Below are 19,437 nucleotides of genomic sequence, written 5' to 3' on the forward strand. Positions count from 1 at the left end.
GATAGGAGGTGATATTTAAGGAAAATGCATGCATCTGTATGAATAAAATTTGCGAATCTTAAGCGAAGTTTATCACCAATACCGTTTGACGCCCTGAATATTATCAAACTACCCTTAAGGGGTAAACGGAGAAGACTGGATTCAGGCCAGCTTCCACAACGGAAATTCATTCATTTTCCGAAGGCCGATTACCCATTGACGTTGCTTTTCCCCGATATGGACCGCAAAGGATAATAATGCCATGACCGAGACCGCCAACCGGCCGCAGCGCAACGGCGCGCAGCCCAACATCCTGCTGATCTCCGTCGATCAGTACCGCTACCCGCGCTTCTCCTATGGTCCCAAGGGCGGGCTGGCGGAACCGCTGAAGCGGATCCTGGGCTTCCGGGGCGAGGCGGATGTGGGCGAGAACGACTATGCGCGTTTCTTTCCCGGCCTGACCCGGCTGCGCAGGAACGCGGTGGCGCTGCACAACCACACCATCGCGTCCAGCGCCTGCACCCCCAGCCGTGCGGTGATGTTCACCGGCCAGTACGGCAACCGCACCGGCGTGACCCAGACCGACGGCATGTTCAAGGACGGCAACGCGGCGCGCTTCCCCTGGCTGGAGGCCGACGGCCATCCCACCATGGGCCATTGGATGCAGGCCATCGGCTATTCCTCGCATTATTTCGGCAAATGGCATGTCAGCAACCCGGCCGGCCATTCGCTCCAGCGCTACGGCTTCTCCGACTGGGAGCTGTCCTATCCCGAGCCCCATGGGGCGGCGATCAACAACCTGGGCCTCTACCGCGACGCCGGTTTCGCCGACAACGCCTGCCTGTTCCTGCGCCGCCGCGGGCTGGCGCTGCCCTACAATTACGGGGTTTCGGCGGACGAGGCGCGGCGCGGCCCCAACACCCCCGCCACCGATGCGGCAGAGCGCCCGTGGTTCGCGGTGGTGTCCTTCACCAACCCCCACGACATCGCGACTTACCCCACGGTGATTTCGCAGGCCCTGCCGCCGACCGATGGAAGTGCTGCGAAGACCCAGCCGGTGTTCGGCCCGCTCGACGTGCCCCTCCAGGGCCAGTCGTCGTATCCGCCGACCGAGGGCACGATGGCGATGCCGCTCAACCCGCAGGGCTTCCCGCAGGATTGCGCTGGTCGGATTCCGACCTGGAACGAGGATCTGTCGACCAAGCCGTCCTGCCAGTTCGACGCCGCCTACAAGATCGGCCTCGCTTTGTCCGCCAAGGCGAGCCATGGCGCCGTCAGCGCCGCCGGGGACGTGGCCGGGTCCGCCGACTGGGAAGCCGCGGTGGCGATGGCGCTGAAATTCACCATCCCGTTCCAGCTCTCCGAGGATCCGGAGGGGTACAGCATCCAGCTGCTGCAATTCTATGCCTGGCTGCATTCCCAGGTCGATCCGCAGATCAACCGCGTGCTCCAGGCCCTGGAGGATTCGGGCCAGGCTGACAACACCATCGTGATCTTCGTGGCCGACCATGGCGAGCTGGGTGCCGCCCACAACATGATGCTGGAGAAGTGGCACGTCGCCTATGAGGAGGCCGTGCATGTGCCGATGGTGGTGCGGTTCCCGGCGTCGATGGGCGGCGACGGAACCTCGCTGCGGCATGTGGATGCAGTGACCAGCCATGCCGACCTCGTGCCCACCGTGCTGGGCCTGACCGGCGTCGGCCGCAAGGCCCTGGACAAGGCGGCGGACGAGCTTGCCAAGCGCCACACCATGGCGCCGTTGCCGGGCGTCGACCTGACCCCGGTGCTGAAGGCCCCCGGCACGCCGGTGACCTACCCCAACGGCCAGCCGCGCGAAGGCGTGCTGTTCATGACCGACGACGAGGTGACCCAGCCCTCCGAAGGCGGCCGGATCACCGAGCCCGACTATTATGGCGCCTACGAGGTGTATTGCCGGACCGTCGAGGCGGTGCGCAGCGGCGGCTTCAAGGTCACGCCGGTGCCGGACCTGTCCCCCGGCCCGGTGCGCCAGCCCAACCACATCCGCTGCGTACGCACCGACAGCGCCAAGCTGGCCCGCTACTTCGACCCGGCGAACCCGCTCCTGCTGGAGTGGGAGATGTACGACCTGAACCGGGATCCGAACGAGGAAACCAACCTCGTGCAGGTGACCGGGCAGGCCCCGACGGCGCGCACCGACCAGGACAATTTGCCCGGCTGGTACGACGCGGCGGCGGTCCAGGCCGAAGCCGACCGCCTCGCCGCCCTGCTGGCGGATGTGGAGCGGCGGGCAGGGCTGGACGTGCGGCAGTCCGTTCCGGCGTAACGGGGTGCGGGGGCCTTGCAAGACAAGGCTCCCGCCTTCCGCCAAAATCTGCCGCCAAGATCTTCCGCCAAGCCGGGATGAGCCGTCAGCGCTCGCGGTTCCGCCAGGACCAGGCCGCGGCCAGCACGGGCACCGACAGCGCCGCCCAGGACAGGGCGTCCACCAGCCCGTCGTCCAGCAAGGCGGTGACCAATCCGGCGGTGGTCACGAGTGCGATTGCGGCGGGAATGCCGAAGATCGCCGGCAGGGGGAGGGGGGCGCGCGGCTTCATTCCGCAGCCTCTCCCACGGTGGTGCGCAATCCGGGGGCGGCGGCGTGGTCCTGCGCGGTGCGGCGGCGGGCGAACCAGAGATAGAGGCCGCTGCCGAGGATGACGATGGTCAGCACATCCAGCACCGCCCACAGGATCTTCATCGGCAGCCCGCCATAATCGCCGAAATGCAGCGGCTGCGACAGCCGCAGCGCCAGCATGTACCAGGGCATGGAGCGCATGTCGGTGAAGGCCCCGGTCTCGGCGTCGATCAGGGCGGGGGTCAGGATGCGGTTGGTGGCCGGCGTGGCTCCCTTCAGCCAGACCGCGTAATGGTGGTTGCTGGAGAAGCGCACGCCGGGGAAGGCGATGAATTGCGGGCGCATGCCGGGGGCCGCCTCCATCGCGGTGCGGACGGCGGCGTCGACGGAGGCGAAGCGCTCCGGAACCGGCTTGCCCTGGTAGGGGGCGATCATCGCCGCCAGCTCGTTGGACCGCCAGTAGGCGACCAGCGGCACCGACAGGGTGTTGATGACCCCGGTCAGCCCGACCACCACCACCCACATCAGCGTGACGATGCCCAGCATGTTGTGCAGGTCGAGCCATTTCAGCCGCCTGCTGCGCCCGGCCCGCACGGTGCCGAAGGACAGCTTGCGCATGAAGGGGGCGTAGATCACCACGCCCGACACAGTGGCGACGAACAGCAGGAAGCCCATGAATCCCAGGAACAGCTCGCCGGGCAGGCCTGCGAACATGTCCACATGCAGGCGCAGCATTACATGCATGAAGCCCTTGTCGTCGTTCAAATCGGCCAGGATCCGGGTGCTGCGCAGGTCGATGGCGGAGATGTGCATCTGCGACACCGGCGGGCGGGCCCCCGGACCGGTGGTGACGTTCACCACCGGCCGGTCCTCGTCGAAGCTGAGGAACAGCGGACGCTCGCCGGGGTATGTGGCCAGCGCCGTGGCCACCGCCTCGTCCAGCGATTTCAGCGGCGTTTCGGCCGGCATCGGCGGCAGGGTGTGTTCGGCGGTCAGCGCCTCGATCTCGTCATGGAAGATCAGCGGCAGGCCGGTCAGGCACAGCAGCAACATGAAGACCGTGCAGATCAGGCTGGTCCATTTGTGGATCAGCGTCCAGACCCGGATGGTTCGGTTGGTCATCGCAAGCTCCTCATGCCGCCCTCAACATCTGCCGGCCGGTCAGAAATCGACCGAGACGGACAGCTTGGCGGTCAGCGGGGCGCCCTGGCTCAGGTAGCCGCCATAGGCCGACGCCCAATAGGCCTTGTCGGTCACATTCTCCACCGCCGCGCGGATGGTGACCGGGCGGTTCTGGACGTCGGCGATCATCCGCGCGCCGACGTCGAAGCGGGTCCAGCTCGGGATCTTCAGCGTGTTGGCGGTGTTGAGATACTGTGACCCGGTGTGGATCACGCGGCCGGTCAGCGTCACGGTGGGGAAGGAGGCGGGAAGGAAGGGCAGGTCCCATTCGACGTTGGCGTTGAACTGGTGGCGCGGCACGCCGACGGCGTCCTTGCCCTCGGTCGCGGCGTTGCCGGTGTCCGTCAGTTCCGGATCGATGACGGTGGCGCCGCCCAGCAGGCGCAGGCCCTGCACCGGTTCGCCATACAGCATCAGTTCGACGCCGCGGTTGCGCTGTTCTCCCGACACGCTGTAGAGGCGGCTGAAGGCGTCGGTGACACCGCTGGGCTGGGTGGTCTGGAACAGCGACAGCGAGCCGCCGAAGCTGCCGAAATCGAGCTTGCCGCCGACCTCGTACTGGACCGAGCGGTAGGGCTCGAAGATCTCCCCGGCATTGGCGGCAGTGGACGGGGCGGTCGGACCCTGCGCCAGCCCCTCGATCCGGTTGGCGTAGAGCGACAGTTCCTTGATCGGCTTCACCACCAGCCCGACCACCGGCGTCAACGCCGACTGGTCGTAATCGGAGGTGCGGGCGCCGTTGGCCCGGTTGTAGCCGCGGACCTGGATGTTCTGCTGGCGCAGGCCGGCGGTGAGCATCACCCGGTCGTCCAGGATCGACAGCGTGTCCGAGGCGTAGAGGCTGCGCAGCACCGACTCGCTGACCTTCGGCAGGTCGCCCGTCATGCCGCTGGCCGAGGTCGTCGCCGAACGCGGCATCCCGACCATGCGGTAGAGGTTGATGGCGGTGGTGGTGCCGAATTCGAAGCCGTTGTTGTTGGTGGTCCGCAGCGCGGAGGCGCCGGCGTTCAGCTGGTGCCGGACCGGGCCGGTGTGCAGGTCGGCCCGGACGCCGGCCTGGCCGGTGCTGGTGAAATCCTCGCGCGGGACGGTCAGGCGCCTGACCGTGCCGGTGCCGTCGGGCCGCGTGACGGTGGGGGAGCCGTAGTCGCCGTCCTCGCGCATGCTGCGCAGGCCGAAGGCGCCATAGGCGGTCAGGTTGGGCAGGATGTCGTATTCGGCGCGGACCTGTCCGAAGGTGTCGCGCATCTGCGAATAGGTCCAGGGCTGCGCGTAGTTCTGCGAGGCCGACGGCACGGCCGGCACGAAGCTGCCGAAATAGACCACCGGGCGGCCCTGCTCCACCCGCTGGGTCTGGGTGCCGACATCGAGCGTCACGCGGGCGCGCTCGCCGCGGTAATCCAGCGCCAGGGAGCCGAGCTTCAGCGTCCGCTTCTCGTCGTCGACGGCGGTGTCGCCGCCGCGGACGGCGGCGTTGACGCGCACGCCGAACTGGTTGGCGTCGCCGAAGCGGCGGCCGACATCGGCGGACAGGCCGAGCCGGCTGTCCATGGCATAGCTGGCGGTCAGGCGGGTCAGCGGTTCGTCCTCCGCCCGCTTGGGCACGAGGTTCACGCCGCCGCCGATGCCGGAGCCGCTGGGGGCCGCCCCGTTCAGGAAGGCGTTGGCGCCCTTTAGGACCTCCACCCGTTCGAACATGTTGGTGGCGACGATCTGGCGCGGCGCCGTGCCGTAGAGTCCGTCAACCGACAGATCCTCGCCCGCCAGTTGGAAGCCGCGGATGACGAAGCTCTCGGCGAAATTGCCGTAGCCGAGGCTGCTGCGCACCGCCGGGTCGTTGGCCAGCACGTCGGCGATCGTCTCCGCCTGCTGGTTGCGGATGGTCTCGGCGGTGTAGCCAGTGACGGAGAACGGAACGTCCATCGCATCCTGGTTGCCGAGCGCGCCGATCCGTCCGCCGCGCGCCACCTGTCCGCCGGCAAAGGCCGGGGGCAGGGCGCTGGGACCGGTTGCGGTCCGGTTGCCTTCGATCTGCACCGGATCGAGCTGGACGGCGCCGCCAGCCGCCACGCGTTCGACCGTGACGGTTTCGGTGTTGAGGAAGCGGGCGACCAGCCCGGTGCCGGACAGCAGGCGGTTCAGCCCCTCGCGCGCGGTCATCGCGCCGCTGACGCCGGGGGAGGCGACGCCCTGGGTCACGGCGCCGGGGGTCAGCACCTGGATGCGGGTGGCGGCGGAGAAGGCGGCGAGCGCCCCGTCGACCGACTGCGGCGCGATGGCGAAGCTGACGGCGCCTGCCGGGTTCGTTTGCGCCATTGCCGCGGGAATGCCGGGCAGCAGCAGCCCCGGCGCGATCAGCACCGTCGTCGCCAGCAGCCGCCCGAGGAATGCACGGCCGGACGGGCCACCATGGTCACCGCCCCGAGATCCGTCCTTCATGCCAAACTTCGCCCCAAACTTCGCCAATGCCATCGCTCGCCTCTGATATCCGGTGAGAGACCGCGCCGCGTTCTGCGACTGCGTCTCATTCTCTTCTTTCCCGGACATGACGATGGGACGGCGGAGATCCCTGGGAGGTTTTTTCAGGCCGGCAGCATTTTTTGGATCCCGCGCATTTTTCAGCGCAGCAGGGTCAGGTAGGGGGTGATGCGGGTGGCGTGGACGCCGAGGCCGCGTTCCAGCGCATCGAACACGGCATCGGGCCGGTCGAGTGCGAAGACGCCGGAGACCACGCGCTCCGCCGCCTCGTCGTTCAGCAACACCACCCGGCCCGGCCATTGCCCGTTCAGCGCGGCGATGACGGAGGCCAGCGACTGCTGGCGGAAGACGATCTGCCCCTGGCGCCATGCGAAGGCGACGGCGGGATCGGCCGCCCGCGGCCCGCTCAGGCCGAGCGGACCGGCCTCCGCGCTTTCGCCCGGATGCAGGCGGACGCTGTCGGGCCAGGGGGCGTGGCTGTCGGTGCCGGGATGGGCGGAGACCTCCACCAGCCCTTCGCCGACGGTGACGGTCGTGCGCCCGTCCTCGCGCCGGACGCTGAACTGGGTGCCCAGCACGCGGGCGGCGCCGGCCCCGCCATCGACGACGAAGGGATGGTCGGGGTCGCGGGTGACGTGGAACCACGCCTCCCCGCGCAGGATGCGGACGCGCCTCTCGCCGTCCCGGAAATCGAGCGCGAGAGCGGTGCCGCCGTTCATCTCGGCGGTGGAGCCATCCGGCAGGGTCAAGGTCCGGCGCTGTCCGGCCGATGTGACCTGATCGGCGACGGCATTCTGGTAGAGCATCGGTCCACGCCAGACGCCGAGCCCGCCGACAACCAGCAGGACCGCCATCGCCGCGGCGAAGCGCCGGACACCGGCCGCCGCCGGGCGGCGGGACGGTGCGCTGCGGGATGCGGCATAAGCGGCACGGGCCGGTTCCTTCAGGTCGTGCAGCAGGGATTGCAGCCCGGTCCAGGCATCGGCATGGGCTGGGCTGCGGGCCAGCCAGTCGGCGAAGGCGGCACGTTCCGCCGGGGTGTGATCGTCGGATTGCAGGCGGAAGAACCACGCGTTGGCTTCGGAGAACAGCCGGTCCCCATCGGATCCGTCGATGTCGGATCCATTGTCAGCCGTTTCGTTTTCTGCTGGTCCCCTGCGCTGGTCGTCCCGATGATCCGTCACGTCTTGCCGCAAGCTCCTGATTGCCTCGTATGGTTGAAGACGACCGGCGGAGGCCGATCCCTCAAAGAAAATGACCCGCCGGGATGCGGGCCACGCCGGTCAGCGCAGCGGGCGCCGCCTCATGTGGGCGCGGCACTGTTCCAGCGCCGTGCGCAGATGGTATTCCACCGTGCGCGGCGAGATGCCCAGCCGCTCGCCGATGGCGCGGTAGGGCAGCCCTTCGACATGGTAGAGCAGGAACACCTCGCGGGTTTTGGGGGGCAGGGCATCGATGGCGCCGCGCAGCCGGACCATGGTCTGGGTCCGCTCGACCACCGCGTCGGCGGCGGGGCCTGCGGCCGGCAGATCATCGTCGGGCGGACCGGCCTCGCGCAGGCGCTGGCGCCGGGCGGCCCGGCAATGGTCCAGCGCGATGCGGTCGGCCACCACATAGAGCAGGCCCGCCGGATTCTGGACCGTCTCGCCGTCGGGCAGACGGGCAAGCCGCAGGAAGGCATCCTGCGCCAGATCGCCCGCCGTCTGCGGATCGCCGGTCCGCCGGGCGATGGCGCGCTCCACCCGCAGCCGATGCGCATCGAACAGCTCCGCGATCCTGCGTGCCCATGTGCCGACGGTGCCCGTCATCGGGCGCGCCGGGGCTGGAGGTCGGCGGGGAGGGGAGGGCGGAAAGTGTCGGTCACGGATGCGCGGGTTGCCGGGTGCAGGGGAGCCGGCAGTCCTGGGGCCATCGCCCGGAACGCCGGTCGCACCGGTATAGCCGCACCGAGCTTAGAATGCGAACCATTCTTATTATCGGACGCCGTCCTGCCTGTCCGGACCGGGCATTGTCACGGGGCCGGCGGTGGAGTGCTGCGGCCGGCTAGGCCGATGGCTTGCCGTCGAGGCGGTCCAGGATCTCCTGCGCCTGGGCGAACAGGGAGTCGCGGGCGGCGCACAGCCGTTCGAGGGCCGTCTTCGACTGGGTGATCGTCCATCGCGCGTGGTAGATCTGCCGGTCGAGAGCATCGATGTCCCTCTCGATGAAGATCAGCCACTCGCGGTCGGTCTGTGTCTGGCGGTCGCTCATGATCGAGCCTCCCATGTTCCTCATCGGTCCGCCCATTGAGTTGACCTGTGGAGGCGCCCCGCTTTCAGGGGCCGGGGCGCCTCCCGGTGAAGTCCGTCCGCGTCAGTGGGACGGTCTGGCCAGATCGAAGCGGTCCGCGTTCATGATCTTGGTCCAGGCGGCGACGAAGTCCTTCGCGAACTTCTCGTGCGCGTCACGGCAGGCATAGACCTCCGCGACCGCGCGGAGCTGCGAATGCGCCCCGAAGATCAGGTCGACGCGGGTCGCCGTCCATTTCGGCTGCCCCGTCCTGCGGTCCCGCCCTTCATAGATGCCGTCCGCATCCGGAGGTTGCCACTCCGTGCCCATGTCGAGCAGGTTGACGAAGAAGTCGTTGGTCAGCGTTCCCGGCCGGTCGGTGAAAACGCCATGTCTGGCGCCGCCGGCATTGGCGCCGAGAACGCGCAGGCCCCCGACGAGAACCGTCATCTCCGGGCCGGTCAGCCGCAGCAATGCCGCCCGGTCCACCAGCGCCTCTTCCGGGATCATGAACTGCTGCCTGCCGCCGTTGACATAGTTGCGGAAGCCGTCGGCGCGCGGTTCGAGCGGGGCGAAGGACTCGACGTCGGTCTGGTCCTGCGATGCGTCCGTGCGGCCGGGCGAGAACGGCACCTGCACGGTCAGGCCGGCGTCCTGGGCCGCCTTTTCGATGGCCGCACCGCCGGCAAGCACGATCAGGTCGGCAAGCGAGATTTTCCTGCCGCCGCCGGCCGCCGCGTTGAAGTCCGTCCGAATGGCTTCCAGCGTTTGCAGCACGGTCTGCAACTGTGCCGGCTCGTTGACCTCCCAATCCTTCTGCGGGGCGAGGCGGATGCGTGCGCCATTGGCGCCGCCGCGCTTGTCGGAGCCGCGGAAGGTGGACGCCGACGCCCAGGCGACCGACACCAGCTGCGGGACCGAAAGGCCGGACGAGAGAATCCGGGTCTTGAGGGCGGCGACGTCGGCATCCTCCACCAGCGGATGATCGAGCGGCGGGACCGGGTCCTGCCAGATCAGCGTCTCCTTCGGGACGAGCGGGCCGAGATAGCGGACGACCGGCCCCATGTCGCGGTGGGTCAGCTTGAACCACGCGCGGGCGAAGGCGTCGGCGAACTGGTCCGGATTCTCGTAGAAGCGCCGCGAGATCTTCTCGTAGGCCGGGTCGAAGCGCAGCGACAGGTCGGTCGTCAGCATGGTGGGCAGGCGCTTCGCGGAGCCGGGGGCCGGGCCGGGGATCGACGGCTCGGCGTCCTTCGCCTGCCATTGCCACGCACCGGCCGGGCTCTTGGTCAGCTCCCATTCGAACTTGAAAAGGTTGTCGAAGAAGTGGTTGCTCCACTGTGTCGGGGTCTGGGACCAGATCACTTCCGGGCCGCCGGTGATGGCGTCGGCGCCGAACCCGGTGCCGTGCTTGCTCTTCCAGCCCACACCCTGGTCCTCCAGCGCCCCGGCTTCGGGTTCCGGGCCGAGGAAGGACGGATCGCCCGCGCCATGCGTCTTGCCGAAGGTGTGGCCGCCGGCGATCAGCGCGACGGTCTCCTCGTCGTTCATGGCCATGCGGCGGAAGGTCTCGCGGATGTCGCGGGCCGCCGCCACCGGGTCGGGATTGCCGTTCGGCCCCTCCGGATTGACGTAGATGAGCCCCATCTGCACCGCGCCCAGCGGATCGGCGAGCTGGCGTTCGCCGCTGTAGCGCTCGTCGCCGAGCCAGCTGCCCTCCGGACCCCAGAAAAGCTCCTCCGGTTCCCAGGCGTCCACGCGGCCGCCGGCAAAGCCGAAGGTCTTGAAGCCCATCGATTCCAGGGCGACGTTGCCGGCCAGGACCATCAGGTCGGCCCAGGAGAGCTTGCGGCCGTATTTCTGCTTGACCGGCCACAGGAGACGGCGCGCCTTGTCGAGGTTGGCGTTGTCCGGCCAGGAATTGAGCGGTGCGAACCGTTGCTGGCCGGTGCCGGCACCGCCGCGGCCGTCCGTGATGCGGTAGGTGCCGGCGCTGTGCCAGGCCATGCGGATCATAAGCCCGCCGTAATGACCGAAGTCGGCAGGCCACCAGTCCTGCGAGTCCGTCATCACCGCATGCAGATCCTTGATGACCTCGTCGAGGTCGAGCGACTGGAACTCTTTGGCGTAATCGAAATCCTTGCCCATCGGGTCGGACAGGGCCGAATTCCGGTGGAGCATTTCGAGATCGAGCGCGTTCGGCCACCAGTCGCGGTTCCGGCGGCCCCGGCCTCCGCCGCCACCACCTCCGCTTCCCCCGCCTCCCCCGCTGAACGGGCACTTGCCTGCGCTCTCGTCGGTCTTCGCGTCCATAGGTTCCTCCTGCTTCGCTTACGGATTCGCGTGGCGGCACTGAATGATCCGTGGATAAAACTGTATGGTTAACGCGCGATCAGGTAAAATGGTCTTTGGTGATTGCTGCGATAAGGCAAGCTTATGATTCCCGGCTCGGTCACCCTCCGGCAGCTTCGCTATTTCGATGCGCTGGCGCAGCACGCCCATTTCGGACGCGCGGCGGCGGCCTGCGCCGTTTCGCAGCCCGCCCTGTCGATGCAGATCAAGGAGCTGGAGGAGGCGCTGGGGGCGGCACTGGTCGAGCGGGGCGGCAGGAGCATCCGCCTGACCGCCTTCGGGCAGGAGGCCTCCCTGCGCGTCCGCGACATCCTGCGTTCGGTCGATCAGCTGGGGGAGCTTGCCCAGGTCTCGCGCAACCGGATCAGCGGCCGGCTGCGCATCGGCATGATCCCCACCATCGCCCCCTATCTGCTGCCGGCCGTGATCGGCGCGATCACGCGGGAGCACCCGCAGGTCGAGATCGAGGTGCGCGAGGCTATGACCTCGAAACTGATCGAAGAGCTTGCGGACGGCCGGCTCGACACCGCGATCGTCGCCCTGCCGGTGTTCGAGCCGTCGCTGACCGAGGTGGCGCTGTTCGCGGAGGATTTCCTGCTGGTCCGCCCGGCCGACGATGCGGGGAAGCCGGTGCCCACCGGGGAAATGCTGCGGGAGATGCGGCTGCTGCTGCTGGAGGAGGGGCACTGCTTCCGCAATCAGGCCCTGTCCTTCTGCAACATGCCGTCCTCCACGCCGCGGAAGGCGCTGGAGGCGAACTCCTTCTCCACGCTGGTCCAGATGGTCAGGGCCGGCATGGGGGTGACGCTGATCCCGGAGATGGCCGTGGGGGTGGAGACCGGTTCGGGTGCGGTCTCCGTCGTCCGTTTCAAGGATCCCCAGCCCTCCCGGACCGTCGGCATGGTCTGGCGCCGGACAAGCCCGCTGGCCGGCCAGTTCCTGAAACTGACGGAACTGCTCGGCCGGCCGGCGGAGTCATGATCCGGCTTCGGTCCGGCTTCGGCGAAGCGGCTGAACCAAGTGGGAGAGTTGCGGGTCCGCCCGCCGCTTACCAGGTCGCGCGGAGCGACAGCATCGCGTTGCGCGGCTCGCCGTAATAGCCGTAGCTCTGGATGCTGGTCATGTATTTCTTGTCGAACAGGTTGTTGACGTTCAGCGTCGCCGAAACCTTCTCGGTGATCCGGTAGCGGGTCATCAGGTCCACCACGGCGTAGCTGCTCTGCTCGGTGCGCCGGCTGCCGGTGCCGTTGTAGATGTCGCCCTGCCATTTCACATTGCCGCCGACGGTCAGGCGGTCCCAGGAGCCCGGCAGCTGGTAGGTGGTGAACATCTTCAGCGTGTCGCGCGGCACATAGGTCGTCAGACGCTGGCCGCTGGCATCCTTCACGGTGGTGTGGGCGAAGCCGCCGCCGACCTGCCAGCCGGGCAGCATCTCGCCGGTCAGCTCCAGTTCGAAGCCCTTGCTCCTGGCGCCCTTGGCCGCCTTGTAGGCCTGACCGCCGTCGGGGGTGAAGCGGCCGCTGTCGGCGACGGCCAGATTGTCCTGCTGGATCAGGAACACGGCGGCGCTGGCGTTCAGGCGGCCGCCGAAGAACTCGGCCTTGACCCCGGCCTCATAGGCGTCGCCGTCGATCGGGTCGAGGCTCTTGCCGGCGACGTCCTTGTAGTCCTGCGGCTTGAAGATGCTGGTGTAGCTGCCATAGACCGTCCAGATGTCGGTCACGTCGACGACGATGCCGGCATAAGGGGTGAGGACGCCGTTCTCCGACCGCTTCGTCGCGGTGCCGGCGGCGGTGTTCGGGTGGCTCTCCTCGCTCTGCTCCCAGCGGCTGATGCGGCTGCCGAGGATGACGGACAGGGTGTCGGTCGGCCGCAGCCGCGTGGCGAGATAGGCCGCCATCTGCCGTTCGTTGGTCTGCGACCAGCCTGTCGGGTTCAGCGTCGGCTGGGCGATGCGGCCGTTCCATGTGTAGTAGTTGGAAATCGAGGTGTCGTAGCCGTCGATGTACCAGAGCGGATAGTCGAGCCCGCTGCGCTTGGCGTAATAGCCGCCGACGCCGGCCATCAGGTCGTGCGTCCGCCCGAACAGCTCGAAGGGGCCGGTCACGTCGGCGTTGATGGAGGTCTGCTGCAGGGTCGAATTCCAGCGGCCGGGCCAGATCGCCATACCGGTGCCGTCGCGGTTGAGGGTGCCGCGCACGCCGTAGCCGAGCAAGCCGTCATATTCGCGCGTGCTGTGCTCGACATTCAGCGTCGCCGTCCAGCCATTGCCGAAGCGGTGCTTCACGTCGCTGAAGACGGTCAGGTTGTCGTGCGTGAAATAGGCCCAGTCGGCGCCGCTGTTGAAGGAGCGCGAAAAGTCCGTCCTGCCGCCGTCGGCGAAGAACAGCGGAAAGCCAGCGCGCGAGGCGTCGTCCGACCTGTGCTTCTGGTATTCGATCCCGGCGGTCCACAGCGTGTCGTCGCTGACATCGGCCTCCAGAACGCCGTAGAGCACCTTCTTGCGCTCGTGCAGCCGGTCGATGAAGCTGTCGCCGTCCTGATAGGCGCCGACGACGCGCCCGCGCAGGCGGCCGTTCTCGACCAGCGGGCCGGACAGGTCCGCTTCGCCGCGGTAGCGGTTCCAGGAACCGCCCTGCCCCTGGACATAGCCCTGGACGGTGGGGGTCGGACGCTTGCGGACCAGATTGACCGCTGCGGAGGGATCGCCGACGCCGTTCAGCAGGCCGGACGCGCCGCGCACCACCTCGACACGGTCGAACAGCGCCATGTCGGAGATGCTGTCGCCGAAGCCGTACACCGTCGAGCGCGGGATGCCGTCGACCTGATAGTTACTGACGGCGAAGCCGCGGGCATAAATCTCGGAGCCGTCGGCGCCGAGTGCCGCGGACTGCTGCCGCGTCACGCCGACGGTCTGGTTGAGAACGTCACGGATCTCGTTCAGCCCCTGGTCGTCCATGCGCTGGCGGGTCATGACGCTGACCGACTGCGGCGTCTCGCGCAGGGTCAGGTCGAGCTTGGTGGCGCTGGTCGACGGGCCGGCGGCGGCGTAGGAGCCGCTGCCCTCGCTGCGGCCGCGGTCGCTGGACGCGACGCCCTGCACCGTCATCGTATCGAGCATCGTCGCGCCGTCGCTGCCGCTGACCGGCTTTTCCAGCGTCACCGTGTCGGCATCGACGAAGCGCGCGGTCAGTCCGGTCCCCGCCAGCAGACGCACCAGCGCCTCGCGCGGGGCCATGGTTCCGGTCACGCCGGGGGAGGAGAGGCCCTGCGCGATGTCGGTCGGGTAGAGGATCTGAAGCCCGGCGGCCTGACCGTAGGCGGCCAGCACGCCAGGCAGGGGACCGCCGGCGATGGCGAAGGCGCGCGTGCCGGTCTGCTGCGCCACCTGCGGAACGGCCGCGGCGGTGGACGCCGCCTGTGCGCCATGCAGCGCGGTCGACGCCAGAAGCATCCCCATCAGGACCGGCTTCCAACCGATCCGGCCGCCCGTTTGTCTCCTGTCCATCCAGCCCGCCGGGCGGCCCCCAGTACCAACCATCGCTACGACCCCCAAAAATGCGAATGAGTTGCATTTGCCATTCGGTGAGTCAGGACGCTGGCCGAAGGGCGGTCCCTCACCCCCCTTCGCAAAAAAACTCTGCGGAATCGGCTAGACGGAACGGATGATGACCAGTCCGGGAAAAGGCCGCATCGTGCGCACGGGCAGGGTGCGGACGATGGCGTTGAGCGCTGCGTCCGGGCGGGCGATGTCGACGCTGCCGTCGACCAGCAGAGCGGCGAGCGGACTGTCCCACAGCAGGATGCGGGCGGGATGGTAGCGGTTGAGGTCGGCGACCACCGCATCGAGCGGCTGGGCCTGGAAGACCAGCCGCCCCTGCCGCCACGCGGTCTCCGCCGCCAACCCGTCGCGCAGCAGAGGGCCGGGTCCGTCCGGACCGTAGCTGCGGCAATGGCCGGCGGCGAGATGCACCGGCGGCCGGTTCCCCGCCGCCAGCGTGGCCGTGCCCTTTTCGACCGCAACCACCACATCGTCCGGCCGGCGGTGCACGGTGACGGTGGCGTCGACCATGGTGACGCTGCCGTCGGCACAGGCCACCGCAAAGGGGCGCCCCGGATCGGCGGCGGCGACGAAGCGCGCCCGGCCGTCGATCAGGCGGACCCGGCGCTCCGCAGCGGAAAACTCCACGGCAAGCGCGCTGCCGGCGTCGAGCTCGACCGACGAGCCGTCGGCAAGCGCCAGCGAGCGGCGCTCGCCGGTGCCGGTGCGGATCTCGCCCGGCCAGCCGGTCAGGACCACCGTGCCTCCGAGCCCGGCGGCGCAGGCCGCGGCCCCGCCCATGGCGAATGCCAGCAACCGGCGCCGGGTCGGCTGCGGGCGGACGGCCCGGCGTGGGTCCGGCAAGCGCGGTGTCGGCATGCGCGGGTCCGGCAGGCTGCCGAGGTCGCTCCAGACCCCGGACAGCCGGTCGAATTCCTGCCGATGGGCGGGATCCCGCGCCAGCCAGTCGGCGAAGGCCGCCCGGTCGGCCGCGTCCGCATCGCCGGACTCCAGCCGGACGAACCATGCCAGCGCCGCCTCGCGCGGGTCGCCGGACGGCTCCGGCGGTCTGCCGTCGCGGCCGGTCACAGAGCCAGCCGGTCGCGGCAATGGGCCAAGGCCTTCATCACATGCTTCTCCACCATGCTGCGCGAAATGCCCAGGCGCGCGGCGATGTCGGCATGGCTCAATCCATCGAATTTGTGAAGCAGAAACACCTCCCGGCAGCGCGGCGGCAGTTCGGCCAGCGCGTGGCTCAGCCGTTCCAGCCGCTGCTTGTGTTCCAGGGCGGTTTCCGCGTCGGGCTCCTCCAGCGGGCGCTCCATCCCCAGCTCGGCCGGGGCAAAGCGGCGTCCGCGCCGGGTCTCCGCCCGCAGCCGGTCGAGCGCGATGTTGTCGGCCATGCGGAACAGGTAGGAGCGCGGGTTGTCGATCTCCGGCAGGGCGGTCAGGCTGCGCAGGCGCAGGTAGGTGTCCTGCACGACGTCTTCGGCAAGGCAGAGCGATCCGAGGCGCCGGGCCAGATGGCCGGTCATCTCCTCGTAATGGACGATCAGCAGACCCAACAGGGAAGACCGGTCTCTTTCAGCCATGACCTCGGCGACACCCGTTCCAGCGATCCATCGGAAATCCAGTCCTAACCATGAATGATAATCATTCGCAATCAATACATCGGCCCTTGGGAAAAACTTTGCGAAACGGGGGTGAGGGGGTGACAGGCGGCGGTCGTCATGACGTGGAGGTGCTCTGTGCGCCGGTTTCCGTCCGGTGGATGGCGTCGCTTCAGGGGTGAGGATCGAGGGGTCGGCAAACGTCTATGATTGAGAACGACACGCATTCGCGCATTTTATCTCCACCAGGGACAGCGACCGCCACCATGACCAGATCCCCCCCGCCTGCCCGCCGCCGGTACAGGGCCGTTTTCGCCGTCGGGGTGGTCGTCGCCGGCTTCGCCACCGCCGCGCTGCTGCGTCCCGGCGACCCGGCGGTGTCCGCCGAGCTGGCGGTGATCGGGCGCGGCACCGTCGAGGACACGGTGACCGCGCTCGGCAAGATCCAGCCGCGCGCCTATGTCGATGTCGGCGCCCAGGTGTCGGGGCAGCTGATGCGGCTGCACGTCAAGGTCGGGCAGATGGTGCGCGAGGGTGACCTGCTGGCCGAGATCGACCCCGCCCTGCAACAGGCCAAGGTCGAGGCCGGCCGCGCCGAGCGCGCCCGCCTGACCGCCCTGCTCGACGAACTGCGGGCGCGCGCCGACTTCGCCCAGGCCCAGCTTGCCCGCCAGACCGCGTTGCGCCGGGTCGAGGCCGGGCGCGGCGAGTCCTACGATCAGGCGCGGATGGAGGCGCGCACCGCTGCCGCCCAGGTCGACGCCACGCTCGCCCAGATCCGCCAGACGGACTCGACCCTCCAGGCCGACGAGGCGCAGCTCGGCTACACCCGCATCTACGCGCCGATGAGCGGCACGCTGATCGCGGTGGATGCCCGCCAGGGCCAGACCATCAACTCGACCTACGAGGCGCCGGTCCTGATGCGGATCGCCGATCTGTCGGCCATGACCGTCTGGACCCAGGTGTCGGAGGCCGACGTCACCCGCCTGACCGACGGCATGCCGCTCTACTTCACCACGCTCGGCCATCCCGGCCGGCGCTGGACGGGGCGGTTGCAGCAGATCCTGCCGGCGCCGCCGAAGCCGGTGACCGGCGGGTCCGCCAACGGCGCGGCGTCCTCGGGCGGCGGGACGGGGGCCAGCACCGTGGTGCTCTACACCGCCCTGTTCGAGGTCGCCAACGAGCGTGGCGAGCTGCGCCCCGAGATGACCGCCCAGGTCTTCTTCGTCGCCGCCGAGGCGAAGGACGCACTAACCGTCCCGGTCGCGGCGCTCACCGCGACGGACGAGGCGTCCGGGCGGCACAGCGTCGCGATGATCGGGGAGGGCGGCACCGTCGTGACGCGCGAGGTGCGCATCGGCGTGCGCGACCGCTTCAATGCCCAGATTCTGCAAGGATTGGCCGAGGGCGAGCGGATCGTGGTGGGCTGGCGGACCGACGACGGCCGCCCGCCGCGCATCGGGTTCCGGCTGTGAGCGCCCCCCTCCTCGTCCTGGAGGACATCCGCAAGACCTACGCCACCGGCGGCGGCGTCGCGGTTGAGGTGCTGCGCGGCGTCTCGCTGACCGTCGAGGCGGGAGAGTTCGTCGCCATCGTCGGCAGCTCGGGCTCGGGCAAATCGACGCTGATGAACATCCTCGGCGGGCTCGACCGCCCGACCTCCGGCAGCTATCGGGTCAACGGGCGCGACGTGTCGGAGCTGGAGGGCGACGAGCGCGCGGCGCTGCGGCGCGACGGTTTCGGCTTCGTCTTCCAGCACTATCACCTGATCCCCGGCACCTCGGCGCAGGAGAATGTCGAGATGCCGGGGCGCTATGCCGGCCTGCCCGCCGCTGTGCGGGAAAGCCGCGCCGCGGCCCTGCTCGGCCGGCTCGGTCTGGGGGAGCGCCGCCACCACCGGCCCAACCAGCTGTCGGGCGGCCAGCAGCAGCGCGTGTCGATCGCACGGGCGCTGATGAACGGCGCGCCGGTGATCCTGGCCGACGAGCCGACCGGCGCGCTCGACAGCGCCAGCGGCGCCGAGGTGGTGGCCCTGCTGCGCGAACTGGCCGCCGAGGGCCGCACCATCGTCCTGATCACCCACGACCGCAAGGTGGCCGAGGCCGCCGACCGGGTGGTGGAGATGCGGGACGGGCGCATCGTCGCCGACACCGGCAGCCGGTCCAGTGCCTCAGCTCCCGCCCCGGCCGCTGCCTCGGTGGAGCGCCACTCCCCCGCGTCCGTCCGGACCAGCGCCGGGGAGGCGTTCGCGGCGGCGCTGCGCTCGCTGGGGGCGAACGGCTTCCGGACGGCGCTGACCCTGCTCGGCATCGTCATCGGCGTGGCGTCGGTGATCGCGCTGCTCGCCATCGGCGAGGGCGCCAAGCGGGCGGTGATGGCGCGGGTCGGCGCGCTGGGGGTTAACCTGGTCTATGTGCTGGCCGGCAGCGGCGACCCCCGCCTGCCGACCACGCCGCTGACCGAGGCGGATGGCGAGGCCATCCTGCGGCTTCCCAACGTCGAGAGCGTCATGCCCTATCTCGACATGCCGGTGATGGTGCGCTACGGCAACATCGACCACCGGACCAGTGGGCTGGCGACCTCGGCCTCGCTGCCGCTGACCCACCGCTGGCCGGTGGCGCTCGGCTCCTTCTTCACCACCGCCGACGAGCGGGCCGGGGCGGCGGTCGCCGTGCTCGGACACAATGTCGCGAAACGGCTGTTCCCGAACGGGGAGTCGCCGCTCGGACGCCATGTGCAGGTCAACAACATCCCTTTCCAGGTCACCGGCGTGATGGGGCAGAAGGGCGACCTCACCGGCAGCCAGGACACCGACGACTGGGTGTTCGTGCCGCTGTCCACCGGGGTGCAGCGGCTGGTCGGCAAGCCCGACCTCCAGCTGATCCTGGTGTCGGTCCACAATGTCGGGCGCATCGCCGAGACCCGCGATGCCGTCAAGGCCCTGATGACCAAACGCCATGGTCAGGAGGACTTCCAGATCCGCGACGTGACCGCGCGCATCAGGACGGCGACCGAGACGCAGGACACCATGACGCTGCTGCTCGGCAGTGCTGCGGTGGTGACCCTGCTGGTCGGCGGCATCGGGGTGATGAACATCATGCTGGTCAGCGTGACCGAGCGGACCCGCGAGATCGGCATCCGCATGGCCGCCGGGGCGCGGGCGGCCGACATCGAGCGGCAGTTCCTGATGGAGGCGGCGCTGGTCGCCGGGCTGGGCGGGCTGGTCGGGGTGGCGCTCGGGCTGGCGAGCGGGGCGCTGGTCGGGCTGTTCGTGATGCCGGTGCTGTTCACGGCGACCGCCATCGCCGGGGCGGTGACCTCCGCCGTGGTGACGGGGCTGGTCTTCGGCCTGATTCCCGCCCGCCGCGCCGCCAGCCTCGACCCGGTGGCGGCGCTGTCGAGCGAGTAGGGCGGGGGGAGAAGGCAGGGGG

14 protein-coding genes are annotated in these 19,437 nt (G+C 69.2%); 4 read left to right on the forward strand and 10 right to left on the reverse strand.

All coding sequences use genetic code 11. The features are described from left to right. The first annotated feature begins 241 nt into the window (after window positions 1-241). Window positions 242-2,284 carry a sulfatase-like hydrolase/transferase gene (locus GBZ48_RS26070; RefSeq protein ID WP_174473681.1) on the forward strand — a complete coding sequence of 681 codons (2,043 nt, stop codon included), beginning with the start codon at window positions 242-244 and terminating at the stop codon, window positions 2,282-2,284. Between the two features lie 85 nt (window positions 2,285-2,369). Here GBZ48_RS26070 and GBZ48_RS26075 read toward each other — a convergent pair whose 3' ends face one another. The 7 genes from GBZ48_RS26075 to katG form a co-directional block, all read right to left on the reverse strand. Beyond that, the gene (locus tag GBZ48_RS26075) at window positions 2,370-2,555 is read right to left on the reverse strand and encodes a hypothetical protein (protein WP_174473682.1); all 186 of its coding nucleotides are present in this window, start codon (window positions 2,553-2,555) and stop codon (window positions 2,370-2,372) included. Continuing rightward, window positions 2,552-3,697 (reverse strand): PepSY-associated TM helix domain-containing protein, encoded by a 1,146-nt coding sequence (locus tag GBZ48_RS26080; RefSeq protein WP_174473683.1) that lies wholly within the window; start codon window positions 3,695-3,697, stop codon window positions 2,552-2,554. The genes GBZ48_RS26075 and GBZ48_RS26080 overlap by 4 nt, the downstream gene beginning before the upstream one ends. 39 nt (window positions 3,698-3,736) lie before the next feature. Next, window positions 3,737-6,196: a TonB-dependent receptor gene (locus tag GBZ48_RS26085; RefSeq protein ID WP_246307455.1), complete on the reverse strand. Its 2,460-nt coding sequence runs from the start codon at window positions 6,194-6,196 to the stop codon at window positions 3,737-3,739. A gap of 179 nt (window positions 6,197-6,375) precedes the next feature. Beyond that, complete coding sequence (locus tag GBZ48_RS36795) at window positions 6,376-7,419, reverse strand: FecR family protein (RefSeq protein WP_343049671.1); 1,044 nt, start codon at window positions 7,417-7,419, stop codon at window positions 6,376-6,378. 99 nt (window positions 7,420-7,518) lie between these two features. Beyond that, entirely contained in the window at window positions 7,519-8,043 is a 525-nt protein-coding gene (locus GBZ48_RS26095; protein ID WP_174473684.1) for an RNA polymerase sigma factor, read from the reverse strand. 235 nt (window positions 8,044-8,278) lie between these two features. Next, complete coding sequence (locus GBZ48_RS26100) at window positions 8,279-8,485, reverse strand: hypothetical protein (protein ID WP_174473685.1); 207 nt, start codon at window positions 8,483-8,485, stop codon at window positions 8,279-8,281. Window positions 8,486-8,587: 102 nt separating this feature from the next. Continuing rightward, window positions 8,588-10,816 carry a catalase/peroxidase HPI gene (katG, locus tag GBZ48_RS26105; protein ID WP_174473686.1) on the reverse strand — a complete coding sequence of 743 codons (2,229 nt, stop codon included), beginning with the start codon at window positions 10,814-10,816 and terminating at the stop codon, window positions 8,588-8,590. Window positions 10,817-10,939: 123 nt separating this feature from the next. Here katG and GBZ48_RS26110 point away from each other — a divergent pair, with 123 nt between their 5' ends. Beyond that, the gene (locus GBZ48_RS26110; protein ID WP_174473687.1) at window positions 10,940-11,836 is read left to right on the forward strand and encodes a hydrogen peroxide-inducible genes activator; all 897 of its coding nucleotides are present in this window, start codon (window positions 10,940-10,942) and stop codon (window positions 11,834-11,836) included. Window positions 11,837-11,903: 67 nt separating this feature from the next. Here GBZ48_RS26110 and GBZ48_RS26115 read toward each other — a convergent pair whose 3' ends face one another. The 3 genes from GBZ48_RS26115 to GBZ48_RS26125 form a co-directional block, all read right to left on the reverse strand. Beyond that, on the reverse strand, window positions 11,904-14,315 hold the full coding sequence (locus GBZ48_RS26115) for a TonB-dependent siderophore receptor (RefSeq protein WP_246307456.1): 2,412 nt from the start codon (window positions 14,313-14,315) through the stop codon (window positions 11,904-11,906). Between the two features lie 192 nt (window positions 14,316-14,507). Then, window positions 14,508-15,485 (reverse strand): FecR domain-containing protein, encoded by a 978-nt coding sequence (locus GBZ48_RS26120; protein ID WP_174473688.1) that lies wholly within the window; start codon window positions 15,483-15,485, stop codon window positions 14,508-14,510. Beyond that, entirely contained in the window at window positions 15,482-15,988 is a 507-nt protein-coding gene (locus tag GBZ48_RS26125) for a sigma-70 family RNA polymerase sigma factor (protein WP_109047448.1), read from the reverse strand. Before GBZ48_RS26125 ends, GBZ48_RS26120 begins: the two co-directional genes overlap by 4 nt. Window positions 15,989-16,272: 284 nt before the next feature. On the opposite strand from GBZ48_RS26125, the gene GBZ48_RS26130 reads away from it, so the two are divergent. Beyond that, the gene (locus GBZ48_RS26130; RefSeq protein WP_174473689.1) at window positions 16,273-17,481 is read left to right on the forward strand and encodes an efflux RND transporter periplasmic adaptor subunit; all 1,209 of its coding nucleotides are present in this window, start codon (window positions 16,273-16,275) and stop codon (window positions 17,479-17,481) included. After that, window positions 17,478-19,415, forward strand: coding sequence for a MacB family efflux pump subunit (locus GBZ48_RS26135; protein WP_174473690.1), 1,938 nt, complete (start codon window positions 17,478-17,480; stop codon window positions 19,413-19,415). Before GBZ48_RS26130 ends, GBZ48_RS26135 begins: the two co-directional genes overlap by 4 nt. The last annotated feature ends 22 nt before the right edge of the window (window positions 19,416-19,437 follow it).

This window comes from Azospirillum melinis, from assembly GCF_013340935.1.
Classification (GTDB): domain Bacteria; phylum Pseudomonadota; class Alphaproteobacteria; order Azospirillales; family Azospirillaceae; genus Azospirillum; species Azospirillum melinis.